General features: G+C 67.8%; 17 protein-coding genes. 5 read left to right on the top strand and 12 right to left on the bottom strand.

Features of this window, described 5'->3' with window-relative positions:
* Positions 1 to 160: 160 nt before the first annotated feature.
* A complete protein-coding gene (locus ACYVBS_RS01095) occupies positions 161 to 1,711 on the top strand; it encodes a hybrid sensor histidine kinase/response regulator (protein ID WP_460821246.1) in 1,551 nt (516 codons plus the stop codon).
* On the opposite strand, the gene ACYVBS_RS01090 is transcribed toward ACYVBS_RS01095, so the two are convergent.
* The 7 genes from ACYVBS_RS01090 to ACYVBS_RS01060 form a co-directional block, all read right to left on the bottom strand.
* A complete protein-coding gene (locus ACYVBS_RS01090; RefSeq protein ID WP_460821245.1) occupies positions 1,708 to 2,517 on the bottom strand; it encodes a TlpA family protein disulfide reductase in 810 nt (269 codons plus the stop codon). The two genes, ACYVBS_RS01095 and ACYVBS_RS01090, sit on opposite strands and share 4 nt — an antisense overlap.
* 4 nt (positions 2,518 to 2,521) lie before the next feature.
* A complete protein-coding gene (locus tag ACYVBS_RS01085) occupies positions 2,522 to 2,833 on the bottom strand; it encodes an Mpo1-like protein (protein WP_460821243.1) in 312 nt (103 codons plus the stop codon).
* A 67-nt stretch (positions 2,834 to 2,900) separates the two neighbouring features.
* Entirely contained in the window at positions 2,901 to 3,296 is a 396-nt protein-coding gene (locus ACYVBS_RS01080; protein WP_460821242.1) for a DoxX family protein, read from the bottom strand.
* A 66-nt stretch (positions 3,297 to 3,362) separates the two neighbouring features.
* Positions 3,363 to 4,217: a general secretion pathway protein GspB gene (locus ACYVBS_RS01075; protein ID WP_460821241.1), complete on the bottom strand. Its 855-nt coding sequence runs from the start codon at positions 4,215 to 4,217 to the stop codon at positions 3,363 to 3,365.
* A gap of 3 nt (positions 4,218 to 4,220) precedes the next feature.
* Complete coding sequence (locus ACYVBS_RS01070) at positions 4,221 to 5,915, bottom strand: ExeA family protein (protein WP_460821240.1); 1,695 nt, start codon at positions 5,913 to 5,915, stop codon at positions 4,221 to 4,223.
* A gap of 47 nt (positions 5,916 to 5,962) precedes the next feature.
* Positions 5,963 to 6,919, bottom strand: a complete 957-nt coding sequence (locus tag ACYVBS_RS01065) for a DMT family transporter (RefSeq protein WP_460821239.1) — start codon at positions 6,917 to 6,919, stop codon at positions 5,963 to 5,965.
* An 83-nt stretch (positions 6,920 to 7,002) separates the two neighbouring features.
* Positions 7,003 to 7,887, bottom strand: a complete 885-nt coding sequence (locus tag ACYVBS_RS01060; RefSeq protein ID WP_460821237.1) for a LysR substrate-binding domain-containing protein — start codon at positions 7,885 to 7,887, stop codon at positions 7,003 to 7,005.
* A 106-nt stretch (positions 7,888 to 7,993) separates the two neighbouring features.
* On the opposite strand from ACYVBS_RS01060, the gene ACYVBS_RS01055 reads away from it, so the two are divergent.
* Both ACYVBS_RS01055 and ACYVBS_RS01050 read left to right on the top strand, forming a co-directional pair.
* Positions 7,994 to 8,884, top strand: coding sequence for a DMT family transporter (locus ACYVBS_RS01055; protein WP_460821235.1), 891 nt, complete (start codon positions 7,994 to 7,996; stop codon positions 8,882 to 8,884).
* Between the two features lie 112 nt (positions 8,885 to 8,996).
* The gene (locus ACYVBS_RS01050) at positions 8,997 to 11,000 is read left to right on the top strand and encodes a diguanylate cyclase (RefSeq protein WP_460821234.1); all 2,004 of its coding nucleotides are present in this window, start codon (positions 8,997 to 8,999) and stop codon (positions 10,998 to 11,000) included.
* Positions 11,001 to 11,095: 95 nt separating this feature from the next.
* On the opposite strand, the gene ACYVBS_RS01045 is transcribed toward ACYVBS_RS01050, so the two are convergent.
* Positions 11,096 to 12,910, bottom strand: coding sequence for a DUF885 domain-containing protein (locus tag ACYVBS_RS01045; protein WP_460821233.1), 1,815 nt, complete (start codon positions 12,908 to 12,910; stop codon positions 11,096 to 11,098).
* Between the two features lie 83 nt (positions 12,911 to 12,993).
* Positions 12,994 to 13,287, bottom strand: coding sequence for a hypothetical protein (locus ACYVBS_RS01040; protein WP_460821231.1), 294 nt, complete (start codon positions 13,285 to 13,287; stop codon positions 12,994 to 12,996).
* Between the two features lie 208 nt (positions 13,288 to 13,495).
* Between ACYVBS_RS01040 and speG the strand changes: the two genes are divergently transcribed.
* Positions 13,496 to 14,017: a spermidine N1-acetyltransferase gene (speG, locus tag ACYVBS_RS01035; RefSeq protein ID WP_460821230.1), complete on the top strand. Its 522-nt coding sequence runs from the start codon at positions 13,496 to 13,498 to the stop codon at positions 14,015 to 14,017.
* Positions 14,018 to 14,230: 213 nt separating this feature from the next.
* Positions 14,231 to 16,633 (top strand): TonB-dependent receptor plug domain-containing protein, encoded by a 2,403-nt coding sequence (locus tag ACYVBS_RS01030; RefSeq protein WP_460821228.1) that lies wholly within the window; start codon positions 14,231 to 14,233, stop codon positions 16,631 to 16,633.
* Here the strand turns inward: ACYVBS_RS01030 and ACYVBS_RS01025 are convergent.
* The 3 genes from ACYVBS_RS01025 to ACYVBS_RS01015 all read right to left on the bottom strand — a co-directional run bounded on the left by ACYVBS_RS01025 (position 16,630) and on the right by ACYVBS_RS01015 (position 19,898).
* On the bottom strand, positions 16,630 to 18,042 hold the full coding sequence (locus ACYVBS_RS01025) for a serine/threonine protein kinase (RefSeq protein ID WP_460821226.1): 1,413 nt from the start codon (positions 18,040 to 18,042) through the stop codon (positions 16,630 to 16,632). The two genes, ACYVBS_RS01030 and ACYVBS_RS01025, sit on opposite strands and share 4 nt — an antisense overlap.
* Before the next feature lie 2 nt (positions 18,043 to 18,044).
* Positions 18,045 to 18,791 (bottom strand): metallophosphoesterase family protein, encoded by a 747-nt coding sequence (locus ACYVBS_RS01020; protein ID WP_460821225.1) that lies wholly within the window; start codon positions 18,789 to 18,791, stop codon positions 18,045 to 18,047.
* A gap of 90 nt (positions 18,792 to 18,881) precedes the next feature.
* Entirely contained in the window at positions 18,882 to 19,898 is a 1,017-nt protein-coding gene (locus tag ACYVBS_RS01015) for a peptidylprolyl isomerase (protein ID WP_460821602.1), read from the bottom strand.
* Positions 19,899 to 20,007: the final 109 nt, after the last annotated feature.

Below are 20,007 nucleotides of genomic sequence, written 5' to 3'. Positions count from 1 at the left end.
CAGCAACGCCACTGCCCCGATCCACACCAGCACGATGGCCACCGCGCGGGACGCGCTATGGCCGCGTCGGTCGCCCACCCAACGCCGGGCACGCCACGTAACCGCATCTTCACGCGCCGTGGATGACCATGAACAATCAAGTGTCGCGGGATGTCAGGGGATGCAACAACAGCTGAGCAATGCAACGCCTGCTGCGGAGGGCCTGGACTACTACCGGTTGCTGGTGGAAAGCGTGCAGGACTACGCGATCTTCATGCTCAACCCGGATGGCACGGTGGCAAGCTGGAACCGTGGCGCAGCCAAGAACAAAGGCTACGAAGCGCACGAGATCCTCGGCAAGCACTTCTCGATCTTCTACCCCGAGGACAAGGTCAAGAGCGGGTGGCCCGACGAGGAACTGCGTAATGCGCTGCGCGACGGCCGGTTCGAGGACGTGGGCTGGCGCATCCGCAAGGACGGCTCTCGCTTCTGGGCCAGCGTGGTGATCTCGGCGGTGTACGACACGCAAGGCCGGCACATCGGTTTTGCCAAGGTCACCCGCGACTTGACCGAGCGCCAGCGCATCGAGACGCTGGAAGACGAGGGCCGGCGCATCAGCACCTTCCTGGCCATGCTGGGCCACGAGTTGCGGAATCCCCTGGCGCCCATGGCCAATGCGGTAGCGCTGTTGAAGATGGACACCTCGGCCTCGGACACCTCACGCATGGCGGCAGACGTGATGGACCGCCAGTTGCGCCAGATGACCCGGCTGGTGGACGACCTGCTGGATGTGGGGCGCATCACGAGCGGCAAGATCACCTTGCAGCGCGCGCCGGTGTGTGTGCGTGAAGTGCTGAGCGATGCGCTGGAGGCCGCCGGACCGCTGATGCGCGCCAAGCAGCACCAGCTGCGCTTTGACGTGGACGAGCCCGGCCTGCGCGTGTCGGGGGACCCCGCACGGCTGGTGCAGGTGTTCAACAACGTGCTCAACAACGCCGCCAAGTTCACCCCGGAGCGCGGCACCATCAAGGTGCGCATGTCGCGTGTGGGCGACGAGGTGGAAGTCGCCATTGCCGACAACGGCCCGGGCATTCCCCCGTCCAAGCTGCAGGACGTGTTCAACTTGTTCGTGCAGGGCGACGACAACCCGCAGAACCGGCAGTGCGGCCTGGGGCTGGGCCTGAGTCTGGTGCAGCAACTGGTGCAGTGCCACGGCGGCAAGGTCAGTGCGTTCAGCGTGGGACAGCCGGGGCTGGGGACCGAAATCGTGATCCGCCTGCCACTGTTGTCGGTCGACGCTACAGAGGCCGCGCGGGCGGCGCCTGTGGCCGAAGACGCACCCAGCCGCAGTCGGTTGAAGGTGGTGGTGGTCGACGACAACCGCGACGCCGCCAATACCTTGCAGATGCTGATCAGTCATCTTGGGCATGACTGTTCGGTTGCGTTTGATGGCGAGGGCGGGCTGCAACTGATCCGTCGCGAGCGGCCAGACCTGGCCTTCCTCGACTTGGGCCTGCCGGGACTCACGGGGCTGGAGGTGGCACGCGCGTTGCGGGAGGCGGAGCTCAGCACGGAGCTGGTGGCCGTGACGGGCTACGGCCTGCCCGAAGACCGCGAGGCCACCCACGAGGCCGGCTTTGATGGGCACCTCACCAAGCCGGTTTCGCTGGAGGCCGTGCAGGCCATTCTCGCGGGCCTGGCGGAGCGTCTGCAGGCAGGGCGTACCGCCTAGTTCAGGGGCGATTGGCCCCTCAGCGCCTCGAGTTTGTCCGCCAGCGTGGCGCGGGTCAGTTCCCCCATGTGGACTTCGGTGAGCCGCCCGTCCGCGTCGTAGAACGCCGTGGTTGGCAGCGCACGCGCACCCAGTTCGGTGGAGAGCAGCGATTGGGGATCGAGCAGGACGTTGCGCAGCGACAGGTCCGCACCGCTCAGCATGAGGCTGACCTCTTCGCGGCTCTCGCCCTGGTTGGCGAACACGAAGTGCACGCCCGCATGTTCGCGCTGCGCCTGCGCCAACGTAGGCATTTCCCGTCGGCAGGGCGGGCACCAGGTGGCCCACAGGTTGATCACCACCGGACGGCCACGAAACGCCGACAGCGACAGCGGTACCCCTTCGACCGTGTGCAGGGTGATGACGGGTAGCGGCCGTGGGGCCGGGGCGAGCCACGCCCTCACGCCCATCAGGGTGAGGAACACCAGCAGCGCGGCGACGCTTGCCGCCAGCAGGGGCGTGCGCAGTGTTGGTTTGCGGCGCACCGCGTACACCGCTACAGCCAGGGCGGCCGGCGCGGCGGCCCACGCCGCGTACCCGCCATCCCCCAGTCGCAGGATCGACCACGGGTCAGCACGGTACTGCGGCCACCACTGCACGACGAACGCCAGCCGCGCAGCCACGAGGGCCGCGAATGCCATGTCCAGCAAAGGCGATACCGGGCTGGTACTTTCCGAGGGCTTGCGGTGCTGGGCCCATTTGCCGACGGCGGCGCCCACGACCAGCGCGATCGCGGCCAACACCGCGGGCATCGGAAGCACTGGCATCAGGTCAGCGGCCCCGCAGCCGGCCGGTCAGCATGTCGAACCACATCCGCCAGTCTCCCAGGAAACTGTAGAACGGATGGCTGAAGGTGGCGGGCCGGTTGTGCTCGAAGAAGTAGTGACCGATCCAGGCCCAGGCGTAGCCCTGTACCAGTGCCACCAGCAGCCAGTGCCAGCGCCCGGTGGCCAGTGCCAACACGATCAAGGCCAACGCGATCGATGTGCCGACGAAATGCAGGCGACGGCAGGTCGGATCGCGATGCTGAGACAGGTAGAACGGATAGAACTCGCGCATCGAGGCGTAGCGTGGCTTGTCCATGACTCGCTCCAGTTGGGGCGGCCATCGTGCGGTGCCGTGGCGCCGGCACCGCGCGGTGGGAAGACGCTTACTTGTTGTTTGCGCTGTAGCTTCCCGGGCCAAGCAGCGCCACCGCCAATGAGCCGGCAAGGAACATGCCCTGCAGCTCCAGCGCCCAGCCACCCTGTTCGTTCAGTTGGCCCATCTGGCCCATGTGCGCCAGCCAGATCGCCACCAGCATGTTGATCGCGATGATGATGCCGCCGATGCGCGCGTAGGCGCCGATCAACACCATCACCGGCGCCAGCACTTCGCCCACCAGCACACCATAGCCAATCCAGCCGGGCAGGCCCTGTGCTTCGACCATGCCGACGATGCCCGACACGCCGCCTTTCAGCTTGGCGATGCCGTGCAGCAGGATCAGGACACCGACGGCAACGCGCAGGATGAGCTTGCCGAAATCGGCCTGGGTGTTTGGATTCATGGCATTGAGTCCCCTGGTGAGTGGTGGTGAGTATGAGGGTTGTCGCGCTGTGGTGTTCCCCGGGCCTCAGCGTACCGGTACGCGCAGGCGAAGGCCTTTCCACGCCAGCACCACGCCGTCCTGGTCGATGCGCTCGACCACCGACTCGCCGATGCGGTCGCCTTCCCCCACGCGGTTGCCATCGATGATCGCAAAGCGCTTGCTGCTGTCGGGGCCCCACATGTGCATGCTCATTTTCAGCGCAGGCAGTTGTTGCCGGTCGGCGGTGCCCAGGTCGGAAAGACGCAGAACGCCATTGCCCGTGGCGGAGCGCGTGGGCAGGCCAGGCAACGAGGGCGTGGCTCCAGCAGTCGGTGTCCCGGTGGACGCGCTTGCTGTTGGACTGGCGGGTGGCTCGCTGGCTTCCGGAGAGGTCACAGGAGGCGGAGCGGCAGTCACCGCGACGGCATTGGGCGGCGAGGCAGGAGCGGCCACTGGCACTGGCGCCTGCGCTGTCGTGGGCCCCGCGGCGGCGGTAGTGGAGGATGATGCTGAAGGGGTAGCCCGAGCCGCGGCCTGCACCGCCGTCGCCGCGGCCTGATCGCCAGCTGGGGGCACTGCAGGCGCGATAGTGATCGGTTGCGGGTTCGGCACTGGTCCGGCCAAGCCCTCATCCAACTTCGCCGTCGTTGGCGGCGCCGGCGTCACTGAAGTGGCGCTGTCACTGTCGGGAATTTTCGTCGGTGTGGGTTGCGTCAACAACAGCCAAGCCGCTGCGGCCGAGGCCAGCACCGCGAAGGCCACGCAGGGCCACACCCACGCCGGGATGCCGGTCCGTGCCGAGGGAGGCAGGCGCGGCAGGTGGGCCAAGGCATCGTCGGCGGCCTGCGCCTGGCGGCGCTCGGCTTCGGATTTACGCAGCGCGTCGAGGATCAGTGACATCGCTTACTCCAGCACCGTGCGCAGTTGCGGGCCGGGATCGCGCGCGGCCAGGGCCATCAGGGTTTCCGGCCCGATCACGCCATCGGTGGCGATGCCCCGGGCGGCCTGGAAACGACGGATGGCAGCGGCCATGGCCGGATCGAGCACCTTGGGTCCGGAATAGGCCGGTTGTAGCCGAGCGTGGATCCAGTCGATCGCGGGACCGTACTGGCCCGCAGTGAAGGGCGGCTGCACCGCAGGCGGGGCACGCCAGAATGCGGCGTACTGCCCTTGCCACACCTGGTCCAGTAACAGGCGGTCGACATGGATCCGGCGTCCACCCAACTGCACGCGCAGTCGTATGGCGTCCGCACCCTCGAGCAATGCCCAGGCGTCGTGGTCGGGGCTGCGCAGTTTGAGCAGTACAGGCCGACCCAGTGCCAGCAGCGCATCCAGCCGTGCGTGGCCCTGCAGGCAGTGCAGGTCATCCGCCCATCGGGGCGGGCAGGTCGCGACCGCGGCGGCGTCGGCATCGGTCGCGGGCAGCGACCAGGTTTTGAGCAACTCTTGCCACGGCAGGGTGGGTGAACGCGCTGCCGCGGCGATCGCCGGCCCCAGGCCCGCGGCGTCCAGGTGCGGTACGACTCGGGCGCTGTCGTCCACGGCGGCGTTGCCGTCACGGGTGGACGCGCCATTGGCAGCGCGATCGTCACCTTGGCTGGCGACGTTTCCCGCGACGGCACCGGCCGCGGTGGCCGGCATGGGTGGTCGCAGCGTGGCGCCCGCAGTCGGCTCGGTCGCAGTGGCCGGCTGTGCACGTGGCCACAGCCAGGCGGCGGTGGCCAACGCCAGCACAGCCACGCCAGCCGCCAGGGCAATGGGCGTGCGCCGAGCGCGTGACGACGGCGGCGCCAACGCCTCATGGGCGGCGGCATCCACCCACTTCGGCCCGATCATGCTTTCGTCATGCGCATAGCCGGCCAGCAATGCGCGTTCGGCGATGACGTTGGTCAACCGCGGCACGCCGCGCGACCAGGTGTGGATGCGGCGGGTCGCTGTCTCGGTAAACGGAAAGCGCTGACCGCCGGCCACCTTGTAGCGATGCCGGAGGTAGGCGTCGGTCTCGGCGGTGCTGAGCGGTGTCAGGTGGAAGCGCGCCGTGATGCGCTGCGCGAGTTGCCGCAAATCCTCGCGCGCCAGCATGGTGCGCAACTCGGGCTGGCCAAGCAGGATGATCTGCAGCAGCTTCTGCGTGTCCGTCTCAAGGTTGGTGAGCAGCCGCACCTGCTCCAGCGCATCCACTGACAGGTTCTGTGCCTCGTCGATGATCAGCACCACACGCAGTCCCTGCGCATACGCGTCAAGCAGGTACTGGTTGAGCAGGTCCACCAACTGCTTGACGCTGCCGCGCCGGCCCTCCAGGTCGAGGTGCAGTTCCTCGCAGATGGTTTCCAGCAACTCCACCGGACTCAGGCGCGGGTTGAGCACCAGCGCGACGCGCGCGTTCTCCGGCACCTGTTCCAGCAGCACGCGTGATACGGTGGTCTTGCCGGTGCCGACTTCGCCGGTCAGCTGCACGAAGCCGCCACCGCCGCCCTGGCCGATGCCGTACAGCAGGTGCGCCAAGGCGTCCCGGTGGCGCTCGCTGAGGAACACGAAGCGCGGGTCGGGGGTGATCGAGAACGGCGGTTCCTTGAGGCCGTAATACTCGAGGTACATGGCTGCCCGCGTGGCGGATGTCGGTGTCTAGCCTGCCACGAAACCCGTCAGTCGGCGACGTGCTTGGCCTCGGCCGTCCCCAGCACTTCCGGGTGCTCCACCGGATGGCGGTTGGCCAGCCGGTTGAGCAGCGGTTGCGCGAACACAGCGGCCAGGATGATGACCACGCCCACGTAGAACTGCGTCGTCAACTCGTGCTGCTCGCCCAGCAGCACAATGGCCAGCACGATGGCGTACACCGGCTCCATGTTCACGGCCATCTGCGCGGCGAAGGCGTTCATGTGCCGCAGCGCCACCAACGACAGGGTGAAAGGCAGCAACGTGCAGGCCATTGCCAGCGCCAGCAGGTAGAGCGCGTCGCTGGTGGAGGGCACGACGAACAGATCGCCGGCAAAGGCCGGGAAGATCGCCGGCATCAGCGGCGCCAGCAGGGTCAGGGTCAATGCGCCCGCACCCAGCTCCAGCGCGGTGACGGTGAGCGCATCACCATGCTCGACCAGGCGTTTGTTGAGCGATCCGAACAACGCCACGAACAGCGCCGACAGCGCACCCACCGCGATGCCCAGCCGCATGTCCGCGGGCACGCCACCCACCACCAGCGCCACGCCAGGCAGCACCGCGATACCCAGGATCAGTTCCCGCTTGTAGAAGCGGGTGCCGGCCAGCCACGGTTCGACCAGTGCGGTGAACACGGTCGCCAGCGCCATGCAGGTGGCCCCGACCGAGGCGTTGGACAGCTTGATCGAGCCGTAGAAGGTGAGCCAATGCAGCGCCACCAGCGCGCCGATGCCGGCGTAGGCCAGGATCAGCCGCCCCGGCATCGCGCGCAATCCACGCCATACGCGCGGCACCAGCGCCAGCGCGACCACCACCAGCACCATGCGCCACCACACCAGCGGCAGGGCGGGCAGCGTGATCAGCTTGCCGAGGATGGCGGTGAAGCCCCACAGCAGGACGCAGAAGTGGATCTGGAGTTGGGCTTTGGCGGCAGGGGACATGGGCATGGCGGGATTATCAGTGAGGCGGGTTGCGGTCGTCGCGTGTTCTCGGTGAGCTGGAATGACTTTGGTCGCACGGCGCGTGCGCCTCAGTCCTTGGGCAGCGCCATCAGCCAGTCAAGAAACGTCCGGGCGGCGGGGCGTAGCCGGCGGTGCGAGGGATAGACGACGTAGTAGTTCCAGCGTGCGGCTACCACGGGGCCGGGCAGCCGGACCAGCCGGCCGCTGGCCAGGTAATGGGTGGCGATGCGGTCACGCGCGACCATGGCGCCAAGGCCGCGCGCAGTGGCTTCCAGCGCATCGGTGGAGTCGCTGAAGACGTAGCGGGCGTCGGTGTCCACCCCATGCACGCCGGCGGCGCGGAACCAGTCGGGCCAGCCTTGGCGACCAAGGTCGGCGACCAGCGGCAGGCGCGCGATGTGCGCGGGTTCGGTGACCTCATCGATCCCTGCCAGGGAGGGGGAGGCCACCGGGAAAAGCGATTCATCCATCAGCGCATGCGCGGTTAGTCCGGACCAATGGCCCGCACCGTGGCGGACGCCAAGGTCGGGGCCGCCCTCGTCGAAGCGGGTAAGGGCGATCTCGGTGTCAATGTTGATCCGCACGTCGGGGTGGGCGGCGGCAAACTCCGGCAGTCGCGGCAGCAGCCAAGTATTGGCCCAGGAATGCAGGGTGGTGATGCGCACGCGGTTGGTTTCGTGGCGCGCTGTCCGCAACTGGCGCAGGGCCTCTTCCATGTCCGCCAATGCGCTGCCGGCGGCATCGGCCAACTGGCGGCCCTCGGCGGTGAGCGAGACGCCACGGGCGTGGCGTTGGAACAGGACAGCGCCCAGCCTGCCCTCCAGTTTGCGCACGTGGTGGCTGACCGCGCTGGCGGTCAGGTGCAACTCCTCCGCCGCGTGCGCGAAGTTCTGGTGGCGGGCGGCGGATTCGAACGCCGCCAAGGCCGGGAGCCAGTCCGATCGCAGTGCCATGAAAGCCTCAAATCTGATTTGTGCCTGACCCCGAAAGTATGCGCTTGTCCGCAGCTCGCGGGACTGGAAAATGGGTGTCCGGCAAAAGCCAGATTGGAGCCTCCCCATGAACAGCGTCGCGGTCCCCACCCTCGACACCCCCTCGGGCCGCGCGTGGCTGACCCCGCTGGAGCTGGGGGTGCTGGGCGCCATCTGGGGCGCCTCGTTCCTCTTCATGCGCGTGGCCGCCCCCCACTTTGGCGCCATGCCGCTGGTGGAAGTGCGCCTCGCGCTGGGTTCCATGGTCCTGCTGCCGTTCCTGTGGCGGGCGCGTGCGCAGTTCCCCGCGCGGCTGTGGCCCAAGCTGGCGATCATCGGCGCGATCAATTCGGCCGTGCCGTTCATGCTGTTCGCTTGGGCGGCGCAGCGCGCACCCGCGGGCGTCGGCGCGATTGCGAATGCGATGACGGTGCTGTTCACCGCACTGGTGGGCTTCATGTTCTTTGGCGAGAAGATCGGCACGCGCCGCGCGATGGCATTGCTGGTCGGGTTCGCGGGCGTGGTGGTGCTGGCCAGCGGCAAGGCCGCGGGCGCGAGCATTTCGTGGGCCGTGGCGGCCGGTGCGGGCGCGGCCTTCCTGTACGGCATCGGCATCAACCTCGTGCGTCGCCACCTGACGGGGCTGCCGCCGGCGGCCGTGGCCTCGGCAACCTTGGGGGTGTCGGCGCTGCTGACGCTGCCCCTGGCGGTGGCAACGTGGCCGCAGGCGCCGGTCCCGGCCTCCTCGTGGTTCTCCGCCGCGATGCTGGGCGTGGTCTGCACGGGTGCGGCCTTCGTCATGTACTACCGGCTGATTGCCCGCATCGGTGCCAGCCGCGCGTCGACGGTGACGTACCTGATTCCGGTGTTCGGGGTGGCGTGGGCGTGGATGCTGCTGGACGAACCGCTGACGTTGACCATGGGCATCGCCGGCGCATTGATCCTGGGCAGCGTGGCGATCAGCCAGAAGGGCGGCTGAGAAGGGTCGCCGCACCCCTCGATGGCCACAGGTGTGATGGCGGGCACGCTTCCCCGTGCCCTCTACTTAATGCGAAATTGACGCGTGCTTAACCCCGTGCCTAGGATCAGCCATGAACAGGGGGATGCTGGCTTGGGCTTTACTCGTGCTCGCGTTACCCGCGACGGCCGCGGACGTGCGCGTCACCGCCAAAGCGCTGGAAGCCCAACCCGAGTTTCCTGCCGCGTACGACGGCATGTCGTACCCGGAACGCGTCGAGTGGCTGCAGCGTCAACTTGCCTCCACGAACGACCCGGTGCGCCGGTACCGGCTGGTGTCCGAACGCGCAATCGAGCATTACGTCAACGGCGAGAACGCGAAAGTCGTGTCCGACTGCACGCTCGCCGCGCCGGAAAAATTCGATCTGCGATATCGCGTTGCCTGCGCGAACGTCGATGACAGCGATCTGGCGCGACAAGTCCGCGTCTTGATGGAGGTCCACGCGGACGCCATCAGCGCAGGCAACGTGGACGTTGCCGCGCAGGTGCTGTCTGCCGCCGCCTGGGCCCAGTCGTCGATGGGGGATATCTCGGCGGCCTTCCAGACCTATGGGCAGGCGCTGCAGCTGGCCGAGAAGGCCCGCCCGGCCACCTTGATCGACGTGACGTTGAATACCGCGACCCTCTACGTGATGCACGGCGACCGTGAGTACGTGCAGAAGGGCGTCGCATTGCAGGAGGAGGCCATCGCGCGATTCCGCGCGTTAAAGGCCCAGCACCCTGAAGAGGCCGCCTTCTACGACAGTGTCACTACCTTGACCCAGTACAACGCAGGCGTCGCCTATGCGTTGCACCTGCATGATTACGAGCAAGCGCTGCGCTGGTTTGGCCAGATGGATCCGCGCAACCAGGAACTGCGCCAATCCGCCCTGGTGTTTTCTGCGCTGTCGGCCGTGGAGCTGGATCGAAACGCGCAGGCGCGGCAATGGCTCCGGCAGTCCTACGGCGCCCGGACCAGCACGGAGGTGGACACCGCCTACCTGGCTTGCTACCAGCAACTGGTGAAGTTGAAGCTGGATGGGCAGGCCGACCTCGCCCCCTGCCGCAACCTCTCGCCCCAGACGCCGCTGGAAGTCAGCCACGACATCTACAAGCGCCTGGCGGAACTTCCCCAGCCGGACTGGCGCCTGGTAGGACTTGAGGGGTTGCATCGCCTGTACGTGGGTACGTTGGAGCCCCAGCTGAAGCAGAGTTCGGTGCGTGCCGCGTCGCGCGCGGAGCTCAATCGCCTGCAACTGGAGTCCAAGCTCAAGGACCAGTTGCTGGAAAAGGAGCTGGCGCTCAAGCGCGCCGAGCAGGAAAAACTCGCCACTCAACGTTTGCTGGCGGCGGCCGCGGTGGCCATCCTCCTGCTGGTGCTGCTGCTGATCGTGCTTCGACTTCGGCAGAACCGCAAGCTGGCGCGCCTGTTCCTGTCCATGAGCATCCACGACGGCCTGACCGGCCTGCACAACCGCCGTTACTTCGAGCACAACATCGAGCGCGAGATCAATCTGGTCAAGCGGTCGCGGCTGGACGGAGCGGGGCACTCGATCGCCATCTGCCTCTTCGACATCGACCACTTCAAACGCATCAACGACACCTACGGCCACGAGGTCGGCGATCAGGTACTGGTGGAATTCGCGCGCCGGATCAAGGCGGCCACGCGCGATTCGGACATGCTGGTGCGGTGGGGCGGCGAGGAGTTCCTGCTGGTCGCGCGCGTGGTCCACGCGGGCGAGCCGCACCGCATCGCCGACCGCATCAACGCCGTGGTCGCTAGTCAGCCGTTCGTCCTGCCGGGCGATGTCTCGTTGAACGTGACCTGCACCATCGGCGCCGTGACCTATCCGCGCGTGGAAGGCCGCGAGGAGGTGGATATCTCTTGGCATCGGCTGGTGCAATTGGCCGATGCGGCCCTGTACATGGGCAAGCGCAAGTGGCGCAACTGCTGGGTCTGCGTCGACGCCATAGACGATATCGAGGCGCTGGACCGGATCGTGGCGCAGGATCTGGAGGCCTCCCAGCGGGAAGGCCTGATCATGCTGAGCGACAGCAAGAGCACGTCCGAGGTGGCCATCCTGGCCGTTCCGGCGTAGGCCCCTCCCCGGGGGCGGGTTAGTGTTGCGCCTGCGCGGGGAGATACCGCCTACGGCCGTCACGGGGCGGCACGCAGGCTTGCCGGGCGCGCCCGTTACATGATCGCCTCGCCCAGCAGCATCTGCCGCACGAAGCGGACCGGCGGCGCACCGTAGGACAGCACGGCATCGTGGTAACGCTTGGCGTTGAAGTTGGCACCTTCCTTCGCCTCCACGGCCTTGCGCATGTCGAAGTGTTCCTGCGCACCGACGAAGTAGGTCGGCAGCTGCGCGCTGGTCAGCTGCGCGCGCACCCACTTGCCCGCGGCCTCGCGCTCCTGCTGGAACGCGCCCTTGGTCATCAGCTCCATCGCCTGCTCGCGGGTCCAGTTGTCCACATGCACGCCCTGGTCCAGGATCGCGTTGGAAATGGTGCGCAGGTAGAACTTCAGCTGGACCAGGCGGAACAGCGGGTCGTTGTCCAGGTAACCGGCGTCGGCCAGCACGTCCTCGGTGTAGACGGCCCAACCTTCGGCGAACAGGCCCGAGCGCAGCACCGCGCGCAGGGTCGACTTGTTCTGCACCGAGTGCGCGCCTTCCAGGTAATGCCCCGGCATCGCCTCGTGGATCGACAGCAGGTGGATCATGCGGTTGTTGTATTCGCGCAGGAACGAATCCACCTGCTCCTGCGACCAGTCATCCGGGATCGGCGAGATGGCGTAGTAGGTGTCCAGGCCCTTGTCCAACGGGCCGGGCGAGTCGCAATACGCCACCGCCACGCCCCGCTGGAACTCCGGCATGAGGATGATCTTCACCGGGTCCGCGGGCACGGTGACCAGGTCCTTGGCTTTGGTGAAGGCGGTGGCATCGGCCAGCGTCTGCTTGGCAAAGTCGACGACCTGGTCGCGCGCGGGACGCTCGGCGTAGGCCAGTTCCAGCGCGGCCTCGATCGCGGCCTGCTGTTGCTCCGGGTTGGGCTTGGTCGGCAACTCCGGCGCACCCGGCTTGTCCTTCAGCACCTGCTGGGCGATGGCATACATCTCGCCGCGCACGCGGGTCATCTCAGTCTCGGCCCGCTGCTTGATTTCCAGGCGCGACAGCGACGAGTTCAGCGAGAACTTCAGCTTCTCGTCGTACAGCGTCTGGCCCAAGCGGAAGTCGCCCTTGGCTGCCGGGACCAGGGTCTTGTCCAGCCATTCCTGCTGCTCGGCCACGGCCTTGCGCAGGGTAGCCACCGCGTCATCCAGGCGCTTGCGCTCGGCGCCCTTGAGCTGGCCGGCGTTGGGGGTGATGAACGTGTCGATCAGGCTCAGCACGCCCGCGTGTTGCTTGGCGACTGTCTCGGCATGGATCTTCGGCACCCGCGTCGGGTCCAGGTTCTCCCGCATCTGCTGGAACAGCGCCGGGATCTTCTCCATGCGCGCGGCCGCGGCATTCAGTCGCTGCGGCATCGGCGCGAACTCACGCGCCATCAGGTTGTAGATGGCGCCGCCGGCCACGCCACTGTAGACCTGCGGGTCCCAGGCCCAGGCCTGCAGCGTTTCGGTGCCCCAGATGTCGGCCTGCAGCTGGTTGCGCAGGATGGCCGCATCGATCTGGTTCTCACGCGACAGGTGGTTGGTGTCCAGTGCGTCCAGCTCGGCCAGCAGCTTCTTGCTGAAGTCGATGGCCTTCTGGCGGCCGGCGGCACTGAGGTCGTCCAGCTGGTTGTCGAAGCGGTGGTCGCCGATCTGCGTGGCGGCCACGGGGTTCAGCGGCAACCAGCCGTCCAGCCAGCGCTTGGACAACGCGGCGAACTGCGCATCGGCCTGTGCGGTGGAGGCGGCCGGGGCCGGGGCCTTCGCGGCCGGCGCAGGCGGGGTGGACGGTTGGCAGGCGGCGATCGAAGCGGCCAGCAGGGCCACGGACAGGGGCAGGAGCGAAGGACGCATGGGGGACTCGAACAGGGCGGCAAGACCGCGACCGCCCGAGGATAGCCGCAGCGCCGCCGCGCCGCATGCGCCAGAGGTTGGGGCTATTCGTCCTCTTCCTCGAATTCCACCAGCACGTCGAGCTCGAACGCCAAGGCTTCCACCGCTTCGCGCACCTTGTGCGCGGTGGAGGGGTTGGGTGCGTCGATCTCGATTTCGTGCACGTCGGGGCCGCTGACATCGCTGAGCCCGGCCGAGCTGGAATCGAAGTCGTCCATATGTGCCATCAGGTCACCGACTTCCTCGACGTGCTCGATGCCGTCCAGGCTGGTGAGCAGATTGCCGATGGCGCGGACGTCGTCCTCGCTGCCGGTGACGCGCATGCGGAGCAGGGGCATGGGAACCTTTGGGGGGCGTGGGGTGGAGTTCAGACTAGGCAGCCGTTGGCTAAGGCCGTGTGATGGTATGGACGGGGCGGGGGTGTGTGGCCGGCCATCCGACCATCGCCGGCGAAGGCGGCCGCTGGATCGTTGGGGGTGGGCTGCGCGTCACCCTGTCATCGCCGGGCAGGTGTAGGGTGTCCGGATGGAAAGGATTTCGCCTACGGTGACCCTGCGCCCGCTTGAGCGGGGCGACCTGCACTTCGTGCACGTGCTCAACAACAACCGCAGCGTGATGGGCTATTGGTTCGAGGAGCCCTACGAGTCGTTCGTCGAGCTGGAAGAGTTGTACCGCAAGCACATCCACGACCAGTCCGAACGCCGCTTCATCATCCAGGACGCCGCCGGCGAGCGGGTGGGTCTGGTCGAGCTGGTCGAGATCGACCACCTGCACCGTCGCGCGGAATTTTTGATCATGGTCTCGCCGGAGCAACAGGGCCGCGGCTACGCTCGGGCGGCGACCCGGCTGGCGATCAGTTACGCCTTCCGCATGCTCAACCTCTACAAGCTCTACCTGCTGGTGGACGTCGACAACGCGCGTGCCATCCGCATCTACGAAGAAGCCGGATTCCGCCGCGAAGGCGTGCTCGTCGACGAGTTCTTCAGCGACGGGCGCTACCACGACGTGTTGCGCATGTGCCTGTTCCAGCACGAAGTCCTGGGGCGCCTGCGCAAGATCGGTGAGTGATCCCGCGCCCCGGATCGGAACGCGAATGCGAATGCGAATCTCGATCCAGATCGTGGTCGGGATCGAGGGCACCAAGGCGTCCGCCGCATCCATGCGGACCGAGGCCGTTCAATGCGCTGTCCCCCCTTCTATGGGGGCATGGACGATCCCCGCCCCGGCCGGCTAGATTGGGGGTGTAACGGGGGGTTCCATCCACTTTCGGGGACATTGCCAATGCTTTCCACTGCACGTCGCACCACGCTGTGCCGAGCCGTCGCGCTCGCGCTTTCACTGCCGCTGACCACCGCCGCCCTGGCCCAGGAGGCCGCACCCAGTGCTACGCCGGACGAACCGGTGACCCAGATGGAGACTGTGCGGACCATCGGCTCGCGCCGCATCGATCGCACCTCTGACACCACGTCGCCCGTGCCGGTGGACGTGCTGCCCATGGCCGACGCCACGGAGAAGGGCGCGCATTTCGACCTGGCGCAGACGCTGCAGTACACCGCACCCTCATTCAATTCCACCCGCCAGACCGGTGCCGACGGCGCCGACCTGATCGACGGCGCCGCGCTGCGTGGCCTGGGTTCCGACCAGACCCTGGTGCTGGTTAACGGCAAGCGTCACCACACCGTGTCGCTGGTCAACATCTACGGCGCGCGTGACCGCGGCAACACCGGCACCGACCTCAATTCCATCCCGCTGCTGGCCATCGACCGGATCGAGATCCTGCGCGACGGCGCGGCGGCGCAGTACGGCTCGGACGCCATTGCCGGCGTCATGAACATCGCGCTCAAGCGCAGCAAGGGCTGTGAGTCCGTGCTGGGCTGGGGCCAGTATTCGCGCGGCGATGGCGAGAACTGGCTGGCTTCGGCCTACTGCGGCGTCGGCTTCGCGATGGGCGGTGGCCTGTCGGTGACCGGCGAATGGCAGGACCGCGACCGTTCCAACCGCGCCACCGATTTCAACCCGCTGCGCACCATCGGCGATTCGAAGGTGGAAAACCGCACCGTCTTCCTCAACGGCGACTTGCCGCTGGGCAAAGTCGCCGAGGTGTACTTCACCGCGGGCATGCAGAACCGTGACGCCTCGTCGGCCGCCTGGGCACGTGGCGGCGTGGGCAGCGACGACATTCCGTCGCGCAACTCGGCCGCGATGTATCCCGATGGCTTCGTGCCGTTCATCGACGGCGTGCTGGACGATCGCTACGGCATCATCGGCCTGCGCGGCGACGCCGGCCTGTGGCACTGGGACCTGTCGTACACGCACGGCTACAACGAGTTCAACTACACCATCCGCAACACCCTCAACGCGTCCATCGCCAACCTGGACCTGTTGAATGGCGGCCGTGGCATCAGCCCGAGCGCGTTTGACGCCGGTGGTTTCTCGTTCGAGCAGAACACCGCGAACTTCGATGTGGCGCGCTATTTCGATGGCGTGCTCAACGGCATGAACGTGGCGTTCGGCGCCGAGGCGCGCGAAGAGCGGTATCGCATCCGCGCGGGCGAGGCGGGTTCGTACATCGACGCCGATGGCGTCGGCACGGGCGGCAACGCTGGCAGCCAGGGCTTCCCGGGCTTCCAGCCGGGTGACGTGACCGATCACGGGCGTGACAGCACGGCACTGTATGCGGATGTCGAATTGGACCTCACCGACCGGCTGATGACCGCCATCGCGGCGCGCTACGAGGATTACAGCGACTTCGGCTCGACCCTCAACGGCAAGCTGGCGGCGGCCTTCCGGGCCGGCGACAGCCTGTTGCTGCGCGGCTCGGTCAGCACCGGCTTCCGCGCGCCGTCGCTGCAGCAGAAGTACTTCTCGTCGACCATCACCGACTTCATCGAAGGCCAGCCGGTCGACATCGTCATCGCGCCGAATGACAGCGAACTGGCCCAGGCCGCGGGCATTCCCAACCTGGTGGAAGAACAGTCCACCAGTGCCACGCTGGGGCTGACCTGGACGCCGCGTGACAACGTGTCGGTGACGCTGGACGCCTACCGCATCGAGATCGACGACCGCGTGGTCCTCAGCGGTGAATTCGACAACACCGATCCCAACATCGGCGCGGCCCTGGACGACCTGGGCGTGGGCCTGGCGCGGTTCTTCTTCAACTCGGTGGACACCCGCACCACCGGCGTGGACCTGACCGTGTCGCACGACATGGCGCTGGGCGAAGGCAAGCTGGCCAGCTTCCTGGGCCTGAACTACGGCAAGACCGAGATCACCCAGGTGCACACGCCGCCGGAACTGGCCGGGCGCGAGGACACGCTCCTGAGTGAACGCGAGCGTCTGTTCATCGAAGGTGCCGCGCCGCGCCTGAAGGCCGTCGCCGGCTTCGACTACACCTGGGGCAAGTGGGCGCCGAGCCTGAAGGTGATCCACTTCGGCAAGCAGACCCTGGGCACGTGGACGGGTGACGGCCTGTACCAGGACTACGACCCGAAGACCTCAGCCGATGTCAGCCTGACCTACAACTTCAGCGACAAGGCGAAGTTCACGGTGGGCGCGGCCAACGTCTTCGACGTCTTCCCGACCAAGCAGGATCCGAACGAGACCGACAACGGGCACATCTACGAGAGCGTGCAGTTCGGCCTCAACGGCACCAGCTACTTCGCCCGCCTCTGGATGAAGTTCTAAGCCGGGGACGTTTCGTCCGGCTGGGGCGCGCGCACCACTGTCACGGTGCACGTCGCCTCGGCCACCACGCGCGCCGACACGCTGCCCAGCAGTCGGCGCACGCCGGTGATGCCGCGTGCGCCCATCACCAGGTGGTCCACGCGATTGTTGCGCGCGAATTCGATCAGCGCTTCGGCCGGGTCGCTATGCTCCAGCACATGCACCGTGAGCGGGCGATCGCCCAGCTTCAGTGGGCGCGCCCAGTGGCGTAGCGCCAGCAGGCGTTTGACGTGGCGATTGCGGCCCTCGGCGTCGATGTTGCTGTCCAGGCCGATGCGCGGCGTGCGCATGACGGTGACGCAGGCCAGGCGTGCGTGAGGGAACGTGGAAAGCACCCGCTGCACCGTCGCCTGCAGTGAGGCAGTAAGCCCAGCATCCTCCTGCTTGAGGTCCACTGCCACCATCAGCAACGGCGCCTCGTCCAGATGTTGGGCGGTGCGGGTGCGCGGGTCGTGCTCATGGCCTTTGCTGTGCCACCAGCGCCTGAGGCGGGTCCAACGGCTGTCGCGCTGCTCGCGTTCGGCGCGTTCGGTCAGCGGCACCTGGTCCGGATGCTGCAGGGCGTGCGCGACCTGTGCCGCGGTGGCGTAGCGCTGGTCGGGGTCCACCTCGAGGCAGCGCAGGATCACTTCCTGCAACCAGCGGGGGATGTCCTTGCGGATCGCGCGTGGCGGTACCGGGTCCTGGTACAGGCGTCGACGCAGGCCCGCAGGGCTGGTCGGATTGCCGAACGGGCGCTCGCCGGTGGCCAGGTGGTAAAGGGTCACGCCCAGCGCGAACAGATCGCTGCGAAGGTCGTTGCGCACCCCCAGCACCTGTTCCGGCGCGATGTACGGCGCGGTGCCGATGGGGATGTTGAACTGTTCGGCCAGCAGATCAGGCAATTGCTCGTGGTGCGACAGGCCGAAGTCAATCAGGGCGATGGTGCCGTCGGCCTTGCGCAGCAGGTTGCTGGGCTTGATGTCCAGGTGCACCACCTGCTGGCGGTGGATGGCGTGGATGGCGGTCGCCGCCGCCGCGCCCAGTTCAGCGACCTGCGCGGGGGACAGCGGCGCGTGCTCCAGCAGCGGGCGCAGCGTCTCGCCGTGCAGGTGTTCCATCACCAGCCACGGCTGGTCCTCGAAGTCGCCGCTGGCGATGAAGCGCGGCGCGTGCGTGCCCGCGAGCGCCGGCAGGATCATCCGCTCCACTTCGAAGCCGACGATGTGCGTCGCGGCCTCGCCGTAACCGATGCGCGGCAGCTTCATCAGCAGTTCGTCCGCGTGCTCGGGATGGCGCACGCGCCACAGTGTGGCCATGCCGCCTTCGTGCAGCGGGCCCAGCAGCTCGAAGCCACCGATCTGCATGCCTGCGTGCACGCGTATGGGCATCGTCAGCGGCCTTCCATCAAGCGCGCCGCGAACGACGCGGGCAGTCCGGCGCGCAGGATGTGCGCGCTCGCGGCTTCATGGTCGTAGGCCACGCGCAGACAGGTCAGGGTGTTGCGGTCCGTGTCCATCCAGCCGCAGCACGCGGCAGGGTTGCCGTCGCGCGGCTGGCCCACGGAGCCAGGGATGGCCAGCCAGCGCAACGTGGACGCCAGCGGAATGGGGAAGTCGCTGCGTGGGGTGAACTGGCCGGCATCGAGCCCGCCGGGACGCGTGTGGTACAGCGCGGGCTCGTGCATGTGGCCACAGAAAGTGATGCGCTGGCGGGTGGCCGCCAGGCTCTGCGTGGCCGCGCGCGCGCCGGTGATGTAGCCCCAGTTGCCCGGTGCCCAGGCGTTGGCGTGCACGTACAGGCGGTCCTCGTCCTCCACCGTCAGCGGCAGGCTGGCGAGGAAGGCGAGCTGCGTGGCGTCGAGCTGGCCGTGCGTCCACTCGATCGCCGCGCGCGCCTGCGGGTGCATGTGCTCGGTGCCGCCGCGCACCGCGGCTTCGTCGTGGTTGCCCAGCACCGCCACGCCCCCGTCATCGACCAGCCGTTGCACGGTGTCCACCGTCCATGCCGGGTCGGCGCCATAGCCCACCAGGTCACCCAGCACGACGGCGCGGTCGAACCCGATCTTGCGCAGCCGCTTCAGGCAGGCCTCGAAGGCCTCGCGGTTGGCATGCAGGTCGGCGAAGAAGGCCAGGCGCATCGGTTCAGTGTGCGGTCGCGTCGGCGTCGATGGTAGGCAGCCCCCGACGCCGGCGCGATGCGGCTTTGGTCGCGCCGCGCATCACGCGCGTCAGTCGGCCTTGGGCGTGCGCGTGGGCAGCAACACGTTGCACACGTTGATGTGGCCCGCCGGGCGCTTGTAGAAGTCATCGCGACGGTTGCGGCGCGCTTCCACCAGCTCGTCAAACAGCGCAGTGTCGGTGCGCAGCACCTCCAGCGGCGTGCGCTCGGCGGCCGGCACGTCCTGCGCCAGGCGGATGGCGCGGATGCGAGCGTACTGTTCCGGCTTCTCGTAGAAGCCCAGTGGGCCGGTGCCGCGCGGCAACACCGACAGCAGTTCCATGCCCTGTACCACGCGGCCGACGACGGTGATGTTGCGGTCCAGCTGACGGGGCGACTGGCCCGTGACCACATACAGCTCGGCGCCGGTGCTGGAGTCCTCGGCGTTGTTGCGACCGGCGCCTACCGCGCCGTAGCAGTGCGCCAGCCAAGCGCGGTCGGCCTTGGGGTCACGACCGGCCGGGAAGCCTTCGGCAAAGCCGGCCTGCGGCGCCCAGCCGTCCACGTCGGGCAGGGCGCGGAATGCCAGTCCCTTGGCCGGGCGCTCGAACTCGGCGGGCAGTTTGGCCTTCGCGCCGCCCAGCGGCTTCTTCTTCGCTTCGTCCTCAGCGTTGGGGTCACCCCACTGCACGACGAAGTTGTCCTGTGAGCGGATGATCGCCAGCCCGTTCCAGTAGCCCTCGTGCGCCAGCGTGGTGATGTTGGCCACGTGCGCCGGGGCGAAGTCCGGGGCGAGCTCGATGATCACGCGGCCGCTGGCCAGCTCCAGGTACAGCGTGCGCGCCGGGTCCAGCGTGCGCCAGTCAGACGCCTTGCTCGCGTCCAGGATCTCCTGCGTGCTGCGCGCCCTGGCCGGTGGGGTGGCAGCCCACGACTGCGGCACGACGGCGCAGGCCAGCAGCGCGCACAGGGCGAGCCGGGCAAAGACCGGCGCGGGCAGGGCGGCCGTGGACCCAGCCCGGGGCGCGCGGGAGCGCCCTTGCGAGGAGATAGGGTGGGTTGGCGCGGGCTGTACGGACGGCGTCAGGCGCATCAGTCGTTCCTTGGCGGACGGTGGGTGGAATGGCCCGAGTGTAGACGCGCCCCCACCCGCCGACGAGGCCAGGCGCCGCAGCCATGACCTTCGACCCGGATGA

This window comes from Lysobacter olei (assembly GCF_054777355.1).
Note: the sequence above shows the minus strand (reverse complement) of the source record. Positions and strands in the feature narration are given on the sequence as shown.

What these genes read in the sequence shown, in the direction of transcription:
- ACYVBS_RS01045 (WP_460821233.1), bottom strand. Translation starts at nt 12,910, where the DNA reads ATGCGTCCTTCGCTCCTGCCCCTGTCCGTGGCCCTGCTGGCCGCTTCG.
- ACYVBS_RS01070 (WP_460821240.1), bottom strand. Translation starts at nt 5,915, where the DNA reads ATGTACCTCGAGTATTACGGCCTCAAGGAACCGCCGTTCTCGATCACC.
- ACYVBS_RS01085 (WP_460821243.1), bottom strand. Translation starts at nt 2,833, where the DNA reads ATGGACAAGCCACGCTACGCCTCGATGCGCGAGTTCTATCCGTTCTAC.
- ACYVBS_RS01040 (WP_460821231.1), bottom strand. Translation starts at nt 13,287, where the DNA reads ATGCCCCTGCTCCGCATGCGCGTCACCGGCAGCGAGGACGACGTCCGC.
- ACYVBS_RS01025 (WP_460821226.1), bottom strand. Translation starts at nt 18,042, where the DNA reads ATGCCCATACGCGTGCACGCAGGCATGCAGATCGGTGGCTTCGAGCTG.
- ACYVBS_RS01080 (WP_460821242.1), bottom strand. Translation starts at nt 3,296, where the DNA reads ATGAATCCAAACACCCAGGCCGATTTCGGCAAGCTCATCCTGCGCGTT.
- ACYVBS_RS01075 (WP_460821241.1), bottom strand. Translation starts at nt 4,217, where the DNA reads ATGTCACTGATCCTCGACGCGCTGCGTAAATCCGAAGCCGAGCGCCGC.
- ACYVBS_RS01065 (WP_460821239.1), bottom strand. Translation starts at nt 6,919, where the DNA reads ATGCCCATGTCCCCTGCCGCCAAAGCCCAACTCCAGATCCACTTCTGC.
- ACYVBS_RS01020 (WP_460821225.1), bottom strand. Translation starts at nt 18,791, where the DNA reads ATGCGCCTGGCCTTCTTCGCCGACCTGCATGCCAACCGCGAGGCCTTC.
- ACYVBS_RS01095 (WP_460821246.1), top strand. Translation starts at nt 161, where the DNA reads ATGCAACAACAGCTGAGCAATGCAACGCCTGCTGCGGAGGGCCTGGAC.
- ACYVBS_RS01050 (WP_460821234.1), top strand. Translation starts at nt 8,997, where the DNA reads ATGAACAGGGGGATGCTGGCTTGGGCTTTACTCGTGCTCGCGTTACCC.
- ACYVBS_RS01030 (WP_460821228.1), top strand. Translation starts at nt 14,231, where the DNA reads ATGCTTTCCACTGCACGTCGCACCACGCTGTGCCGAGCCGTCGCGCTC.
- ACYVBS_RS01055 (WP_460821235.1), top strand. Translation starts at nt 7,994, where the DNA reads ATGAACAGCGTCGCGGTCCCCACCCTCGACACCCCCTCGGGCCGCGCG.
- ACYVBS_RS01090 (WP_460821245.1), bottom strand. Translation starts at nt 2,517, where the DNA reads ATGCCAGTGCTTCCGATGCCCGCGGTGTTGGCCGCGATCGCGCTGGTC.
- ACYVBS_RS01060 (WP_460821237.1), bottom strand. Translation starts at nt 7,887, where the DNA reads ATGGCACTGCGATCGGACTGGCTCCCGGCCTTGGCGGCGTTCGAATCC.